13 protein-coding genes and 1 tRNA gene are annotated in these 16017 nt (G+C 60.6%); 2 read left to right on the top strand and 12 right to left on the bottom strand.

The window, feature by feature from the left end; genetic code table 11:
• Genes HNO82_RS03055 through HNO82_RS03045 form a run of 3 tightly spaced genes read right to left on the bottom strand, consistent with a single transcriptional unit; the run spans position 1 to position 2621 of the window.
• Positions 1-1083: an MSMEG_0568 family radical SAM protein gene (locus tag HNO82_RS03055; protein WP_008325832.1), complete on the bottom strand. Its 1083-nt coding sequence runs from the start codon at positions 1081-1083 to the stop codon at positions 1-3.
• Entirely contained in the window at positions 1040-2122 is a 1083-nt protein-coding gene (locus HNO82_RS03050; RefSeq protein ID WP_008325830.1) for a Nit6803 family nitrilase, read from the bottom strand. The genes HNO82_RS03055 and HNO82_RS03050 overlap by 44 nt, the downstream gene beginning before the upstream one ends.
• A 16-nt stretch (positions 2123-2138) precedes the next feature.
• Positions 2139-2621, bottom strand: coding sequence for an MSMEG_0572/Sll0783 family nitrogen starvation response protein (locus HNO82_RS03045; protein WP_006463016.1), 483 nt, complete (start codon positions 2619-2621; stop codon positions 2139-2141).
• Positions 2622-3064: 443 nt separating this feature from the next.
• On the opposite strand from HNO82_RS03045, the gene HNO82_RS03040 reads away from it, so the two are divergent.
• The gene (locus HNO82_RS03040) at positions 3065-4459 is read left to right on the top strand and encodes an aminotransferase-like domain-containing protein (RefSeq protein ID WP_175342706.1); all 1395 of its coding nucleotides are present in this window, start codon (positions 3065-3067) and stop codon (positions 4457-4459) included.
• Positions 4460-4490: 31 nt separating this feature from the next.
• On the opposite strand, the gene HNO82_RS03035 is transcribed toward HNO82_RS03040, so the two are convergent.
• The 3 genes from HNO82_RS03035 to rpoD all read right to left on the bottom strand — a co-directional run bounded on the left by HNO82_RS03035 (position 4491) and on the right by rpoD (position 8056).
• A complete protein-coding gene (locus tag HNO82_RS03035; protein WP_175342705.1) occupies positions 4491-5411 on the bottom strand; it encodes a restriction endonuclease in 921 nt (306 codons plus the stop codon).
• Positions 5412-5694: 283 nt separating this feature from the next.
• Positions 5695-5773 (bottom strand) — tRNA-Ile (locus HNO82_RS03030).
• Positions 5774-5830: 57 nt separating this feature from the next.
• Positions 5831-8056 carry an RNA polymerase sigma factor RpoD gene (gene rpoD, locus HNO82_RS03025; protein ID WP_008325811.1) on the bottom strand — a complete coding sequence of 742 codons (2226 nt, stop codon included), beginning with the start codon at positions 8054-8056 and terminating at the stop codon, positions 5831-5833.
• 115 nt (positions 8057-8171) lie between these two features.
• On the opposite strand from rpoD, the gene HNO82_RS22415 reads away from it, so the two are divergent.
• Positions 8172-8405, top strand: a complete 234-nt coding sequence (locus HNO82_RS22415) for a hypothetical protein (protein WP_349627547.1) — start codon at positions 8172-8174, stop codon at positions 8403-8405.
• A gap of 475 nt (positions 8406-8880) precedes the next feature.
• Here the strand turns inward: HNO82_RS22415 and dnaG are convergent, their stop codons facing one another.
• The 6 genes from dnaG to HNO82_RS02995 all read right to left on the bottom strand — a co-directional run bounded on the left by dnaG (position 8881) and on the right by HNO82_RS02995 (position 15780).
• Positions 8881-10677: a DNA primase gene (gene dnaG, locus HNO82_RS03020; protein WP_008325809.1), complete on the bottom strand. Its 1797-nt coding sequence runs from the start codon at positions 10675-10677 to the stop codon at positions 8881-8883.
• A gap of 40 nt (positions 10678-10717) precedes the next feature.
• On the bottom strand, positions 10718-11164 hold the full coding sequence (locus tag HNO82_RS03015; RefSeq protein ID WP_175342703.1) for a GatB/YqeY domain-containing protein: 447 nt from the start codon (positions 11162-11164) through the stop codon (positions 10718-10720).
• Positions 11165-11460: 296 nt separating this feature from the next.
• A complete protein-coding gene (gene rpsU / locus HNO82_RS03010) occupies positions 11461-11673 on the bottom strand; it encodes a 30S ribosomal protein S21 (protein ID WP_006462949.1) in 213 nt (70 codons plus the stop codon).
• 212 nt (positions 11674-11885) lie between these two features.
• On the bottom strand, positions 11886-13094 hold the full coding sequence (locus tag HNO82_RS03005) for a BaiN/RdsA family NAD(P)/FAD-dependent oxidoreductase (protein ID WP_175342702.1): 1209 nt from the start codon (positions 13092-13094) through the stop codon (positions 11886-11888).
• A 251-nt stretch (positions 13095-13345) separates the two neighbouring features.
• On the bottom strand, positions 13346-14575 hold the full coding sequence (locus HNO82_RS03000) for a YbdK family carboxylate-amine ligase (RefSeq protein ID WP_249776920.1): 1230 nt from the start codon (positions 14573-14575) through the stop codon (positions 13346-13348).
• Positions 14572-15780, bottom strand: a complete 1209-nt coding sequence (locus HNO82_RS02995) for a cation:proton antiporter (RefSeq protein WP_175342701.1) — start codon at positions 15778-15780, stop codon at positions 14572-14574. Before HNO82_RS02995 ends, HNO82_RS03000 begins: the two co-directional genes overlap by 4 nt.
• Positions 15781-16017: the final 237 nt, after the last annotated feature.

The following is a 16017-nucleotide window of genomic DNA, read 5'->3' as shown; positions in this document are numbered from 1 at the left end:
TCATTTCCTTTCGAACGCAGACAGAGATGAACAGGCGCCGCACTTGCCGCAGCCTGCCTTGGCATCGCCTGAGCGCATGCCGGCGTTCTCCAGCATCTCTGCCAGCGGTGCGAGCAGGCGGCGCATGGCGGCGGCATCGGGGGAAGGATGGTCTTCTAGCGGCGTACCCGAGATGGGTACGAAGGGCACCACGAAGGGATAGACGCCCAGCGCGATCAACTGCTCGCTCATGCGCAGGATGGCCTCGTCACTGTCGCCCAGGCCGGCCAGGATGTAGGTGCTGACCTGGCCACGCCCGAAGACCTCGACGGCGGCAGCAAAGGCGTCCATGTAGCGTTGCACCGGCACGGTGGCCTTGCCCGGCATGATGCGCTGGCGCACCTCGGGCGTGACCGCCTCCAGGTGCATTCCCAGCGTATCGATACCGGCATCGTGCATGCGCCGGAACCAGGCATCGTCGTCGGGCGGCTCGCACTGTCCCTGGATGGGGAGGTTCACCGCCGACTTCACACCGAAGGCGCTTTCGCACAGGATCTGCGCGCCCCGGTCCGTGGCATTGGGCGTGCCGGTGGTCATGACCATGTGCCTGACGCCATCCAGCAACACTGCCGCGCGCGCCACTTCGCCGAGTTGCTCGGGGGTTTTGCGCAGGATGGTGCGGCCGGCCGCGAGCGACTGCCCGATGGCGCAGAACTGGCAGGACTTGCGGCGGCTCTCATAGCGGATGCAGCTTTGCAGGATGGTGGTGGCCAATACGTCGGCGCCGTGCAGGGTAGCGATCTTGCCGTAGGGGATGCCGTCGAAGGTCTGCATCTTGTAGAAGCGCGGCTGGCGCGGGAAGGACACCACGCCCACCTCCACGCCATCGCGCAGGATGCGCGAGGCGCCATCCGCGCCGGGCTGGGTCGCCACGTAGGGCGAGGACCAGGCACCGGCCGTGTGGACCGGGATCATCACGGTATGACCATCGACGGTGACCGCCTTGTGATCCGACGGCCCGGCCCCGCCGCGCCGGCTCTGTGCACCGGCGCCGGGATCGTCAAGACGCAGCCCTAAGGATTGCAGTTCCGAGATCAACTCCATGGGGGCCTTGCGGCTCGGACGCTGGGGATGCAACTGGATGACGGCTGTCTGCATGATGGGACCTCGCGGAAGGATGAGTGACAGGAGCAGGCTGTTCCGCCGGGAACAGCGAGGACATGGGAGAAGTACGGCGATCATCGATCACCAGGTGCAGCAGTTCGGGGCGCGCATAGTGCCCGACCGAATCCATCATGCGCTTGCGCTTGGTGACCAGTTCCATGTCCAGGTCGGCCACCAGGATGCCTTCGCCGCTGCGCAGGGGCTCGGCCAGCAGCTTGCCTTCCGGCGAGACGATGGCGGTACAGCAGCCACCGCGCAGCGCCTTCTGTGCCTTGGGATCGGGCTCGATGGCGGCGATCTGTTCATCAGTCAGCCAGCCGGTGGCATTGATGACGAAGCAGCCCGACTCCAGTGCGTGATGGCGGATGGTGACCTCCATCTGGTCAGCGAAGATCTGCCCCACCATGGAACCGGGGAACTGGGCGCAATGGATTTCTTCGTGCTGGGCCATGAGGCTGTAGCGCGCCAGCGGGTTGTAGTGTTCCCAGCAGGCCAGCGCCCCCAGGCGCCCCACGGCGGTAGGCACCACCTTCAGGCCGCTGGCATCGCCCTGCCCCCAGATCATGCGCTCGTGATAGGTCGGCGTGATCTTGCGGCGTTTCAGCACCAGCTCGCCGTCGGCATCGAAGACCAGCTGCGTGTTGTAGAGCGTGCCGTGGTCGCGTTCGTTGACGCCCAGCACGACCACCGTGCCATGCGCGCGTGCCGCTTCTGACACCGCCTGGGTTACGGGGCCGGGCACCGTCACCGCACGCTCGTAGAGCAGCAGGTGTTCCGGACCTGACGCAAAAGGCGGCCGCACGAACGAGAAGTACGGATAGTAAGGAACGAAGGTTTCCGGAAACACCACCAGTTGCGCGCCTTGTCTGGCAGCCTCGGCAATGGCCTGGCATACCTTGGCCACGGTACCGAGTTCGCTGTCGAGGTCGGGCGCGATCTGCACCGCCGCCGCCCGTACCGTTCTCTTGTGGATGCTCATGCGCCGCCCCTTTCCATTACAGGGTCCAGGTATCGAGGATGAAGGCGTTGTCGCGACGATGCAGCAGCACCAGGTCGAGCACGTCCAGCGGATTGATGGGGCGGATGCCGGGAATCAGCGAGGGCTCGCCGTGGCCGTACAGCGCCTGCAGGGCGAAGCGGCAGGCGTAGACCTTGCCGCCCTCTTCCATGAACTTGACGATCTGCTTGTTGAAGTTCTGGTGACCGGGGAAGGCTTCGTCCCCCAGCGTGGGGAAACCGCGCTGCACGCCCAGCGTCACGCCCGGACCATAGAGCAGGATGGAGGTCTCGAAACCCTTGCGCTTCAAGCGGGTTGCCTGCAGCAGGTTGACGAAGCCGATCGAGCCTTCGAAGGCCACCGTATGGAAGGTCACCAGCGCTTTTTCTCCCGGCTGGGCTTTGACGTCTTCGAACACCTTCTCTTCATAATCCACCAGGAAATCGCCGGGGGCGTGGGCTGCTTTGGTGACTGCGGGCATGGTGATACTCCTCTCGATTGCTGTTGGTCTGCACTTGGGGAAGTGGTCTGGCGAGTTCGCCGCGACACTGGAATTGAAGGCATCAGTCATGCCACCAACACCCCGTCAATGTGCGAATTGACTGCATAAAAATCCCGTCAATCCTCCCCTCGCAGAATGGAATCCAGCATCTGCGCGGCTTGCCGAATCGGCGCTTGCAGCATGGTTTTTGGGCCATGTGAAGCAATCCATTCAATCGCTCCATACAATCGGACAGCATCGCGCAAACCCTTGTGCACTCTGGCGTTGCGGCGCGTCTTGAGTTGGTGCAGAGCGCTGCGCGCGGATGATGCAAGACGGTGCACTTTTGTACCTGTACGGCAGAGATTGGATGGAATGCAAATTGCATTCAATGACACCAGTCGATGCGGTCAATATTGAAGTCAGGAAACGAGGAAGTTGCCATGACCAAGAACAGCGCCATGTGGGTTCCCAAATTGAAGAAAGGTGGCGGCCCGCTTTATCTGGCCATCGCCAATGCGATTGCCGAGGACGTCGCCACCGGCCACCTGCAGCCCGAGCAGCGGCTACCGCCGCAGCGCAAGCTGGCCGAGGTGCTGGACCTGGACTTCACCACGGTCGCGCGCGCCTATACGGAAGCGCATCGGCGCGGACTGGTGGATTCGGTGGTGGGACGCGGCACCTTCGTCTGCGGCAAGCGCCGCCCGCGCATCCCGCGCTTGACTGAGGGCCGCCCCAACGTCGACATGTCGATGAACATGCCGCCCGAGCCGGAGTCGCCGGAGCTGATGGAGTTGATGCAGTCGGGCTGGAACAAGGTCAATGCGCGCCTGCGTGACCTGATGCGTTACCAGGATTTCGGTGGTTCGCCCGAGGATCGCGAAGCCGGTGCGCTGTGGCTGCGCCGGCGCGGGCTGGTGGTGGAACCGGAACGGGTGCTGGTGACGCCGGGGGCGCAATGTGCGCTGCTGGCCATCCTGACCATGCTGGTCGGACCTGGCGGGGTGCTCTGTTGCGAGGACGTGACCTACCCCGGCCTGCGCGCCCTGGCCGGGCATCTCAACATCAAGCTGGTTGGCTTGCCGATGGACAATGAGGGCATTGATGCGGTGGCCTTTGCCGGGGCCTGTGCGCAATATGCTCCGAAAGCGCTGTATTGCAATCCCACCCTGCTCAATCCGACCACCTGCACGACTTCGGTATCGCGCCGCCAGGCGCTGGTGGAGATCGCCCGTCACTATGAAGTGGCCATCATCGAGGATGATGCCTATGGCTTCCTGCCGCGTGTGGCACCGCCGGCCATTGCCAGCATGGGCAGCGAGCTGACCTACTATGTCACCGGACTGGCCAAGACCGTGGGGGCCGGTTTGCGCATCGCTTATATGGTGGCGCCCGATGCCGCCTCGGCTGCGCGCCTGACGGCGGCACTACGTGCGACGACGGTGATGGCTTCACCGGTTACCTCGACCCTGGCAACTTATTGGATACGCGATGGCGTGGCGGATCTGGCGCTGGCCAATATCCGCAAGGAGTCGATGGCGCGGCAGAAGATTGCGGCCCGCATCTTGCCCGAGCACGGGTATGCCTCGGAACCGGAGGCGTTTCATTTGTGGGTGAAGCTGCCGGGGGGATGGCAGGCCAGTACGTTTTCAGCGCAGATGCGCGCCAATGGGGTGGCGGTGGTGGGAGTGGATGCGTTTGCCGTGACTACTGCGCCGGTGCAGGCTGTGCGTGTGTGTATTGGGGGGATTGCCAGTCGGGGGGATATTCAGCATGCGTTGACGTTGATGCGGGATACCTTGGCGGAGCAGCCGTTGGTTAGGGCGGCTGTGGTTTGAGAGTGCCGGGGCCAAGTATCCAACAATATGCCTATTCACCTTCGAAGTAATCTGAGTCGATCTTTTTTATCTCGTAGACGCCGACTTGAGCGACGCCGACATTATGATCAACCATAAATTTTGCTAGCTGCTTTCCGTCTAGAAGAATGATCTTGGAGCTGATTATGTTTGCGTAATCTTCAGCATCTTTCGAAAAAACTGAGGTGGTAATGAATACCCCTTTGTTTGCACGCTGCCCCTGCAGTGCACCGGCGAATTTCTGGATTTCTGGTCTTCCAACCGTTCCATCCCACCTCTTGGCCTGGACATATATGACATCGAGGCCCAGACGGTCTTCTTTGATGATGCCGTCAATTCCTCCGTCGCCACTCTTTCCAACAGCGCTCGCAGCGTCCTGTCGAGAACCGCCGTACCCCATCGCAACCAGTAGATCAATAACAACTCTTTCGAAAAATGCAGGAGACATTGATTTCACCTGCTCAAGTAGATCAGCTTCGAGGTTGTTGCGAAGGGTGCTGTATGCGGTGGCTAAGGCGTCCTCCGGGGTCTGATCACTCATTTCCGTTGAAATGTCCAAGACTCCGGACGTATCCGCATCCTTTGTTCGCCGTCGAACTTGGAATTCGCGGAACTCTTTAAATTGGCGCAGAAACTCCACATCAATTTTTGCCGGCGATTGCCTGAGAAGGTCGGCGCCCCTGTCAGTGATCTGAAGTAATCCTCTTTTTGCGGAATAGAGAAGTCCGGCTTGCTTCAAGTATGTTCTCGCCCACCCGACTCGATTATCGAAAAGAGGTGCAGTTCCGCTTGGCAGCATTTCTGAACGCTCGGCATCAGTCAGAACAAAATCAATGGCTAATTGTTCTACCAGATCTCTGAATCGATGTTCCCTGCCATCACTGGCCAGACGAAGAAGGGGGAGCATGATGGACTGGTAATTGGGGATGGGCATTCTTTGCGATATGAATTTGGATTTTGGTTGATTATATATACCAATTGACCTTGCGCCACTTCTAGCTCATTCCCATATCCCAAGCAAAACAGGATTCCAGCGCAAAGCCACATCCAGCGCGACTCGCTGACTGCGCATAGAGCGCGCAAAATCCCATAGTTGCGCGTGTTTTGGAAGAAATTCCCGAAGAGGAAAGCGGAACTATCTTTTTGATCAGCTTAGTTTCCTACTTGGGTACAAACAAAAAAAAGGACTCCAATCACTCGGAATCCTTTTTAAATACTGGTGGCCCCCCCGTGAGTCGAACACGGCACCAACGGATTATGAGTCCGCTGCTCTAACCAAGCATGAGCTAGGGGGCCAAAAAATCAGCCGGCGATTTTAACATCTCGCCGGCCAATCCTGACTCACCCTTAAGATCAATTCCCTTCAAGGAAGCTCTTGAGCTTGTCCGAACGCGAAGGATGGCGCAGCTTGCGCAATGCCTTGGCTTCGATCTGGCGAATACGCTCACGGGTCACGTCGAACTGCTTGCCCACTTCTTCCAGCGTATGGTCGGTCGACATCTCGATACCGAAACGCATGCGCAGCACCTTCGCTTCGCGCGGGGTCAGGGAATCCAGGATGTCCTTGACCACGTTGCGCATCGACGCATGCAGCGCCGCATCGGCCGGCGCCAGCGTGTTGTTGTCTTCGATGAAGTCGCCCAGATGCGAATCGTCGTCGTCACCGATCGGCGTTTCCATGGAGATCGGTTCCTTGGCGATCTTCATGATCTTGCGGATCTTGTCTTCCGGCATTTCCATCTTGATCGCCAGGGTCGCGGGATCAGGCTCGGCACCGGTCTCCTGCAAGATCTGACGCGAGATGCGGTTCATCTTGTTGATCGTTTCGATCATGTGCACCGGAATACGGATAGTGCGCGCCTGGTCAGCAATGGAGCGAGTGATGGCCTGACGGATCCACCAGGTCGCATAGGTCGAGAACTTGTAGCCGCGACGATATTCGAACTTGTCCACCGCCTTCATCAGACCGATGTTGCCTTCCTGGATCAGGTCCAGGAACTGCAGGCCACGGTTGGTGTACTTCTTGGCGATCGAGATCACCAGACGCAGGTTGGCCTCGGTCATTTCACGCTTGGCCATGCGCGCCTTCTTCTCGCCGGCGCCCATCTTCTTGTTGATCGCACGCAGATCCGGCAGCGGCAGTACCACGCGCGCCTGCAGGTCGATCAGCTTCTGCTGCAGCTCCTTGATGGCCGGCACGTTGCGGCTCAGCACGGCGCTGTAGTCATGGTTGGCGGCGACTTCGCCATCCACCCAGTCCAGGTTCACTTCATTGCCCGGGAACACCTTGATGAAGTGCGCACGCGGCATGTTGCACTTGTTGACGGCCACGTCCAGGATCTGACGTTCCACGGTACGCACTTCGTCCACCTGCGCACGCAAGGTGTCGCACAGCTTCTCGACGATCTTGGCGGTGAAGCGGATGCCCAGCAGCTCGTTGGAAATGATTTCCTGCGCCTTGACGTAAGGCTTGGAGTTGTAGCCTTCCTTCTCGAAAGCCTTGCGCATGTTCTCGAACTGGGTGCCGATGACGGCGAACTTGCCCAGCGCGTCGCGCTTCAACTGCTCCAGCTGTTCAGCGGAGAAACCGGCTGCACCCGAGCCGCTGCTCTCGTTTTCTTCTTCCTCTTCGTCTTCTTCCTCTTCTTCCTCTTCCTCGTCGTCCTCATCGGAGTCGGAAGAGGCAGCCTCGACCTGCTGTTCGCTCTCATTCGGATCAACCAGACCATCGACGATTTCGTCGACCTTGATCTCGTCCTTGGAGATGCGGTCCGCCGCAGCCAGGATCTCGGCGATCGTGGTCGGGCAGGCGGAGATGGCCTGGATCATGTCCTTGAGGCCATCTTCGATGCGCTTGGCGATTTCGATTTCGCCTTCGCGGGTCAGCAGTTCGACCGAGCCCATTTCACGCATGTACATGCGCACCGGGTCGGTGGTACGACCGAAGTCGGAATCGACGGTCGACAGCGCGGCTTCGGCTGCGGCTTCGGCGTCGTCATCGCTGGCGACGTTGGCCACGTTGTCCGACAGCAGCAACGTTTCTGCATCAGGGGCGTGCTCGTAGACCGAGATGCCCATGTCGCTGAAGGTGCCGATGATGCCTTCGATGGCTTCCGGGTCGACGATGTTTTCCGGGAGGTGGTCGTTGATTTCAGAGAAGGTCAGGAAACCACGCTCCTTGCCCAGCTTGATCAGGGTCTTCAACTTCTGGCGACGGCGCTCCAGCTCTTCTTCGCTGGCTTCGGTGTCGGAAGAGAAGGCGTCCTTCAACAGGGCCTTTTCCTTGGCCTTGCGATCCTTGGCCTTGGCCTTGTCGGCAGCCTTCAGTTCGGTGCGCTCGATGGTGTTCAGTGCTGCAACTTCATCACTCTCGGGCTGGAATTCCTTGGGCTTGCGACCACGGCGGCCCGGCACCTTGACGCTCGGCAGCACATAGCCGGACGTGTCGATGGCTGCCAGAGCAGCGGCATCAGTGGTTTGGCTTACGCTCGACGCGGCGGTCGCGCTGACGTCTTTGCCTTCGACCTGTGCAGCTTTGGTGGTCTTGGCGGTCTTGGTTTCGGGTTTCTTGGTGGTCACGGAAGTCTTCGTCGCTTTCACAGAAACCGCTTGTTCGGCGGCTTGAGGTAACTTGTTGGCTGGCGTTGCAGTCGCCTTGGGCGCTGCGGCGCGGGCCGGCTTGGCGGCAGCTGTCTTGACTGCCGTCTTTTTCGGCGTCGCTGCTGCTGCAGTCTTTGCCGTGGGTTTTACGATGGTGACCGCTGCCTTCGCCGTCCCCTTGACGGGCGATGTGGCGGCTACCGCCCTGGAGGTCTTGGCCACGGCGGTGGATTTTACCGCCGTGGCCGTCTTGCTGCTCTTTGCCGACGCTGCTGGAGTTTTCGCGGGTTTCTTCATTGCATTTGCCATAGAATCAACTGCCAATTGAGAATTCACTCATTGCGCCAATCAAATCATGCTAATGATGCAACTCCGGTACACCGGTTGCCCGGTAGACTCCGGCTGCACGCGCAACGTTCCTTTTACCGGCGGGCCATTGATCGCGTGCAGCAGGCAGTCATGCCGCTTGCGATCCGGCAGCGATACCGCTCTCTGCCGTCCTTCCTCCCGATGCGCCGGGCTGAAGGCATGTCGCCGCAGGGTGGGGATGCAAGAGCCATCCGGCGGAACTAAAGCCCTATAGTATAGCACAGATGGGGCCCTTTTCCCGGGGATCAAGGCGGGATATTCGGCCATCCGCCAGCGATCCGGTGCGTAAATCACGACAATTTGCAGCGCTTTACCGTGTTTTCCACATCCGGGCATCTACTGCTCCTGCACACCCGTCAGACCTGGTCCCGCTGAATCTTGCGGGAATCCCTGCCTGCCCATCTCCTTCTTTCCACCTGCCGGTGAAGCTGCACTCAACCTGCCGCGACTGCGCCGCCGGTCTGGCGCTTGAGCCATTCCTTGCGCTGCATCAGCTCGCGATAACGATTGCGCTCTTCCTCGGTGCGCAGGTTGGAGGCCACCAGCATCTGCATCTCCTCATCAAGGGCGCGGATCCTGGCCTGGCGGATGGCGCCGGCCATCTCGGCCCGCACCACATCGAATTCGGATTCCGACTCGGCCGCGATTTCCGCGATCATCGAGTCGAACTCGGGACCACCCTCGCGCAGGTGCTCGACCAGCGCGGCAAAGTTGGCCTGCTCGCCCATGCTCTGGGCCACGCCGACCAGATGCGCGAGCATCTCGGCCTGGTCCGGCGCGATGCGGGCGATGGCCTCCAGCGCAGCCGCATCCAGATCGGCGGAGAGTTGTGGATGCGCCACAAGCAGTCGCATGATCTGACGCTCCAGCCCGAGCGGAGCGCTGCGCTTGCTGCGCGGCGGGGCACTGCGTACGCGCGCCACCGGTTTCTCCAGCTCGAACAGCACTTCCAGCTCGGCCGGCGTGGTCTGGGTGGCCTGGGCCACGCTGCGCACGATCTGCAGCCGCAATCCGGATGCCGGCAGAGCCTGCAAGAGCGGCTTGGCGGCAAACTGCGCGTGGGCGCGGCCTTCGGGGGTACGCAGGTCGTTTTCGCCGATGATTTCCTTGAGCAGGAACTGCGACAGCGGCAACGCCTCGCGAATCTGCTCTTCAAAGGCGGGCGCGCCCATCTCGCGCACGTAGCTGTCGGGGTCGTGCTCCTTGGGCAGGAACAGGAACTTGATGGTCTTGTTGTCCGAGGCGTGCGGCAGACAGGCTTCCAGTGCGCGGCGGGCGGCGCGGCGGCCGGCATTGTCGCCATCGAAGCTGAAGATCACCTGATCGGTCTGGCGCACCAGCTTCTGCACGTGGATGGGCGTACACGCCGTACCCAGCGTGGCCACGGCCTGCGGGAAACCCAGCTGAGCCAACGCCACCACATCCATGTAGCCTTCGGTGACCAGCACGTAACCGGCTTCGCGGATCGCCTGGCGCGCTTCGAACAGACCGTAGAGCTCGCTGCCCTTCTGGAACAGCGGCGTTTCGGGCGAGTTCAGGTACTTGGGTTCGCCACCATCCATCACGCGACCACCAAAGCCGATCACCTGGCCTTTGGTATTGCGGATGGGGAACATGATGCGACCACGGAAGCGGTCATAGCGCTTGCGATGACCGCCCCCTTCTTCGCTCTTGTCGATCACCAGGCCGGACTCGACCAGCACCTCGTTCTCGTAATCAGGAAAGACCTGACGCAGGCTGTCCCACTCGTCGGGCGAATAGCCCAGACCGAAGCGCGCGGCGATCTCGCCGGTCAGACCGCGCCCCTTCAGGTAGCCAATGGCAGGCTGGGCGCTACGCAACTGGTGACGATAGAAATCATTGGCGCGCGTCATCACGTCCGACAGCGCCATGCTCCTGGCCTGTTTTTCCTGACGCTGGGCCAGGGGGATGCTGTCCTCGCGCTCAGGGACCACCATGCCCACGTTCTGAGCCAGATCCTTGACCGCTTCCACGAAACCCATGCCGGAATACTCGATCAGGAAACTGATCGCCGTCCCATGGGCACCGCAGCCGAAGCAGTGATAGAACTGCTTGGTCGGGCTGACGGTAAAGCTGGGGGATTTCTCGTTGTGGAAGGGGCACAGGCCCATGAAGTTGGCGCCGCCCTTCTTCAGTTGCACATAGCGACCGACCACGTCGACGATGTCGACGCGGTTCAACAGGTCCTGGATGAACGACTGAGGAATCACCTGGGCAGCAAGCTTGGCAACAACGCGACGAAGACGCTGCTCAAGAAGCCAGCGCGGCCTTGACCATCGCGGACACGGCGGTCATGTCAGCACGTCCGGCCAGCTTGGGCTTCAACACGCCCATGACCTTGCCCATGTCCTGCGGACCGGCAGCGCCGGTGGCGGCCACGGCGGCCTGGACTTCGGCCTTGATCTCGTCATCCGACAGGCTGGCCGGCATGTAGGTGGCCAGCACGGCCAGCTCGGCCTTCTCGACGTCAGCCAGATCCTGGCGACCACCCGCTTCGAACTGCGAAATGGAATCCTTGCGCTGCTTGACCATCTTGTCGATGATGGCCAGCACGTGAGCGTCGGTCAGTTCGACGCGTTCATCGACTTCCTTCTGCTTCATCGCGGCGGTCAAGAGGCGGATGGTGCCCAGCTTGCCCATGTCCTTGGCGCGCATGGCGGCCTTCATGTCTTCCGTGATCTGCTCTTTCAAACCCATGGGGTACTCCGAAGATGAGGTGGATGAGTATTCTGCGATCTGGCGCCATCCCGCATCCAGTATTCCGGGCGGCAACAAGGCAGCCCCGGTCTTAGGATCGTAGAACATGGATGGGCTTATCGCCAGCCCGATTTGGTGCTTTCCTTCCTATTTGGGGGTACCCATAGGAAAAACCAGGCCAGCCGGCCGCCCGGAGAAAACACCACGACAAATCGGGAATAAATGCGAAAACCCGCTGCGGACCAACACCGGAGCGGGTTTACACATCGGCCGCACGAGTGTGCGGCGAGAAATTCTTAGTACAGCTTCTTCGGCAGCTGTTGGCTGCGGATACGCTTGTAGTGACGCTTCACGGCAGCTGCCAGCTTGCGCTTGCGCTCAGCGGTCGGCTTTTCGTAGAACTCGCGTGCGCGCAGTTCGGTCAGCAGACCGGTCTTCTCGATGGTGCGCTTGAAGCGACGCATTGCAACTTCGAACGGCTCGTTCTCTTTAACGCGAATAGTGGTCATGTAAATTCAAACCAAAAAGGTTAGGTTGGATTAGCAAAGAAAGCGATTGTAGCAGGACTGGCATCCGATTGGAAGGCCAAACGTGGCATTTTTTCCACCACCGTGGTAAAAAACGGATAAGAATCAGTCACTTATCACAGTCAAGATGATCCTTCACCTGAAGTCAAGGGCAAATGAAGAAACAAGTCAGACATCGGCCTTCCAGGCCCGGCTCATACCGCCAAACCCGCCGCCACACCTGAGGCCCAGGCCCACTGGAAATTGTAGCCGCCGAGCCAGCCGGTGACGTCCATGGCCTCGCCGATGAAATGCAGTCCCGGCACCTTGCTGGCCATCATGGTCTGCTGCGAGAGTTCACGGGTATCCACCCCGCCCAGCGTGACCTCGGCCTTGCGGTAGCCTTCCGAGCCGCTGGGCAGGATGACCCAGTGGTTCAGCGAATCGCCCAGCTTCCTCAGGGATTTGTCGGGCATGTCGGCAATGCGCGCCCCGGCATCGAAGCCGTTGATCTTGAGCCAGCCCTCGGCCAGGCGATTGGGCAGCCATTGCGCCAGCAGATTGCCGAGGTTCTTCTTGAGCGTGCCCTTGCCGTGGATCAGGAACTGGCCCACATCCAACCCCGGCAAGAGGTTCAGCATCAGCGGCGTGCCGGGCTTCCAGTAACTGGAAATCTGCAGAATGGCCGGCCCCGACAAACCGCGATGGGTGAACAACAGGTCTTCCAGGAAATACCCGTTCTCCTTCTTCACGCCCGTCTCCACCGCCACTTCCAGCGCGATGCCGGCCAGTTCGACAAGCGACTGCCAGGCCTTGCCGTCGAAGGTCAGCGGCACCAGGCCCGGACGGGTCTCGACCAGCTTCAGATCGAACTGACGGGCGATGCGATAAGCGAAGTCGGTCGCACCGATCTTGGGGATGGACAAGCCACCCGTGGCAATGACCAGACTCGCGGCCTGGATCTCGCCGGCGCTGGTGGCCACGCGGAACAGTTCGCCGGTCTTGCCCACCTCCTGCACCGTGCAGGGCATGCGCCAGCTGACGTTGCCCGCGTCGCATTCCGCCTTGAGCATGGCGATGATGTCCTCGGCGGAGTCATCGCAGAAGAGCTGCCCCTTGTGCTTCTCATGGAAGCCGATGCGATGGCGCTTGACCAGGCCGATGAAATCCTGCGGCGTATAACGCGACAAGGCGCTGCGACAGAAATGGGGATTTTGCGAGAGATAATGCTGCGGCCCCGCGCCCACATTGGTGAAATTGCAGCGGCCACCGCCGGAGATACGGATCTTCTCGGCCAGCTTGGCGGCGTGGTCGATCAGTACCACGCGCCGACCGCGCTGGCCCGCCACGGCGGCACACATCATGCCGGCCGCACCGGCGCCGATGATGGCGACATCAAAATGATTGGGATTGTTCTTGCTCATGCTCGCTCCGGCACGCATCTCGGTGCAGCCCGAGGTCGCTTCAAAGCCGTGATTGTCCGCGATCCTGCCCCGAAAACACAAGCACCGGCACACAACGCCGTTTCCAGATGCCACAAAGACGAAGGACCGGCATCTTTCGATACCGGCCCTTCGCCTTCTCCCTCCCATCATTGCGCACGCTCTGCAAACACACGCAATGCCAGGTGCCTCAACTTTGATGCAATATTATCTTAAGCAATCGTTTATATCGTTTACTGGAAATACGGCGGCGGCTCTACGCCCATCCACAATTCCGAAGACAAGCGCATCATGTCATTGAGCGAACCGCGCTGGGCAAACATCTGGCGCAGCCAGCTGGCGTCGGACAGGCGATCATGTGCGATGCGACGCAGGCGCGCGAGGGTCTGCTGCTCGGCCTCATTGGCCACATACGGCTCCAGCAGCTGCAACTGCTGCAGCAGATGCTCATAGATGGGCAGCTTGCGCGATTGCGATGGCGTGGCGCCATGCAGGGCGAGCTGGCCATTGAGCCCGAAGCGGCTGGCCTCGAAGCGGTTGTACTGATACAGCAGATAGAAATCATCGCCGATGACGAAGGGTCGCTCGCTCAGGATCCAGCGTGCCAGCAGTTGCGCATACGCGCCCAAATGCGCGGCATGCTCGATGGTGAGCGGGGTATCGCAGACGCGGATTTCCACGGTGCCGTACTCGGGCTTGGGACGGATATCCCAATAAAAGTCCTTCATGCTGGCGATGATGCCCATCTGCAGCAACTCATCGTAATACGTCTCGAACTCGGCCCAGATGGTATGTACCGGTGCCGTGCCCGACAACGGGAACGCGCGCACCACGTTGCTGCGCGAGGAATCGAACTTGGTATCGGCGCCCTGGTAGAAGGGCGAGGCCGCCGACAGCGCAATGAAGTGCGGTACGTAGCGCGAGAAGCCATGCGTGAGGTACAGCGCATCATCGCCGTTCTCCACACCGATGTGGATGTGCTGACCAAAGACGGTGAAGGTCTTGGCCAGGTAGCCGTATTTCTCGTGCAAGTGATGGAAGCGCTCGCTGGGCGTGATGCGCTGCTCGTTCCAGTGCTGGAAGGGATGCGCGCCGCCGCCGGAGACATCGATGTTGAGATACTGCGCGCCCCGGTTCAAGGCGGCACGCAAGCCCTTCAATTCCTCGATCAGTTCATCGACGCGGGTATGGATGCCGGAGTTCAGCTCGATCATCCCCTGCGTCATTTCCAGCTTGATCTGCTTTTGCAGGTCGCGCGGCTCGATCCAGTTGAGCAGGTCGACCGCATCGCTGGCGAGGTTGTAGTTGCGGCGGTTGACCAGTTGCAGTTCCAGCTCGATGCCCATGGTGAAGGGCGTGGAAGAACCGAACGGCAGGATGCCGGCGCTGCCCTGCGGTCCGGCCACGTGGGCGCGGTGGGCAGGGTCGTCGTGTTCGTTGCGGATCAGTGTGTCGGTATTCATTCGCGTCCACTCTCTCCCGATTTGATCAGGGCAAACTGGGTTGCCACCGGTCCCAGGAATTCCAGGACCACCATGCTTCCCGCCAGCAGCGGCAAGACATTGGCCGTGGTGTGCGGATACAGCGACGAGACCGTTTGCATCAGGCCCACGCCCACTTCCGTCATGGGCAAGGTACCCAGCGTGAGCAGGCCGGCCTGACGCCAGTTCATGCGCGCAAAGCGGGCGAACAGGAAGATGCCCAGGCCCATGGCCAGAAAGCGCGCCGCGATCAGGATCAGTACCGAGAAGCCCAACAGGCTCAGGTCCGACAACTTCATGGACGCACCCACGGTGACGAACAGCATCACCACGAACAGTTCATTGGCCACGCCAAACTCCAGCTCCATCAGATCGAACTGGCGATCCAGGTTCTTGGAGAGGATGGCGAAGATCAGCATGGACAGCATCACCGGCAGATGCAGTGCATGCGCCACGCCGATGGCCAGTGCGATCACCGAGATCACCAGCACGAACTGCGAACTGTTCTCGCGACCCAGCAGGCGCGCCAGCGGCATCATCAGCCAGTAGGTGAGATAGGCCAGAATGGCCGAGCCGATCAGGGAATACAGGGTGTGCTGGATCAAGGTCCAGACAGGTGTTCCCGCCTCATGCGCAATCACCGGCAGAAGCGCATAGGCGGCCAGCACGGCAACGAAATTGTTGAGCGCGGTCATGGCCGCCAGGCGCCGCGTGACCTGGCCTTCGGCCTTGAGGTCGCGCAACACCACCAGCACCACGGCAGGTGCGGTGGCAATGGCCATCACGCCACCCAAGAGCGCCATCACCGAATCGGTCCCGAACCAGGTCAGGGCGATGCTGACGAAGCCGAAGCACAGCACGGCCGAGACGGCCACCGTGATCATCAGCCATTTTTCGCGACGCAGCCAGCCGATGTCGACATAGCGACCCAGCTGATAGACCACCAGGGCGACAGCGATGTCGGCAAAGATGTTGGTGACCTTGAGGACTTCACCGGAGAGCAGATTGAAACCGCCCGCTCCCAGCAGGAAGCCGACCAGCAAATAACCCGTGATGCGTGGCACCCATGGGGACTTGGAAACTACATAGCCCGCGATCAGCCCGAACAGCAGCAGGCCGCCGAATACCAGCAGGGCATTCCATTGCAGCGTCTGTGCGAGGGTGAACGACGGAAGAGCCCACTCCATATCTCCTCCTGTAACGATTAGGTGTTGAACCGCACTGGCAAGCCATCAGGTGACATGCTCGATGCGGATCGCGTGAGCAACATGCCTGGCATGCGCTTGTCGAACTGCCCGACGAGATCGGGCCCGAGTCCGGAGAGAGGATTTTCCCAAAAAAATCGCCCACCGGAAAACTCGGAGCACAGAAGATATCACTCTTGCTCTACGCGATGATCTTTTTTTTACCTACAACGGAAATCT

This window comes from Herbaspirillum sp. C9C3, from assembly GCF_013359625.1.
GTDB lineage: Bacteria > Pseudomonadota > Gammaproteobacteria > Burkholderiales > Burkholderiaceae_D > Herbaspirillum.
The sequence above is the reverse complement of the archived record's forward strand: the minus strand, read 5'-3'. Positions and strand labels throughout refer to the sequence as shown.

Coding starts and splice junctions, on each gene's coding strand:
- HNO82_RS03055 (WP_008325832.1), bottom strand. CDS start 1,083: ATGGAGTTGATCTCGGAACTGCAATCCTTAGGGCTGCGTCTTGACGAT.
- HNO82_RS03050 (WP_008325830.1), bottom strand. CDS start 2,122: ATGAGCATCCACAAGAGAACGGTACGGGCGGCGGCGGTGCAGATCGCG.
- HNO82_RS03045 (WP_006463016.1), bottom strand. CDS start 2,621: ATGCCCGCAGTCACCAAAGCAGCCCACGCCCCCGGCGATTTCCTGGTG.
- HNO82_RS03040 (WP_175342706.1), top strand. CDS start 3,065: ATGACCAAGAACAGCGCCATGTGGGTTCCCAAATTGAAGAAAGGTGGC.
- HNO82_RS03035 (WP_175342705.1), bottom strand. CDS start 5,411: ATGCCCATCCCCAATTACCAGTCCATCATGCTCCCCCTTCTTCGTCTG.
- HNO82_RS03015 (WP_175342703.1), bottom strand. CDS start 11,164: ATGGGTTTGAAAGAGCAGATCACGGAAGACATGAAGGCCGCCATGCGC.
- rpsU (WP_006462949.1), bottom strand. CDS start 11,673: ATGACCACTATTCGCGTTAAAGAGAACGAGCCGTTCGAAGTTGCAATG.
- HNO82_RS03005 (WP_175342702.1), bottom strand. CDS start 13,094: ATGAGCAAGAACAATCCCAATCATTTTGATGTCGCCATCATCGGCGCC.
- HNO82_RS03000 (WP_249776920.1), bottom strand. CDS start 14,575: ATGAATACCGACACACTGATCCGCAACGAACACGACGACCCTGCCCAC.
- HNO82_RS02995 (WP_175342701.1), bottom strand. CDS start 15,780: ATGGAGTGGGCTCTTCCGTCGTTCACCCTCGCACAGACGCTGCAATGG.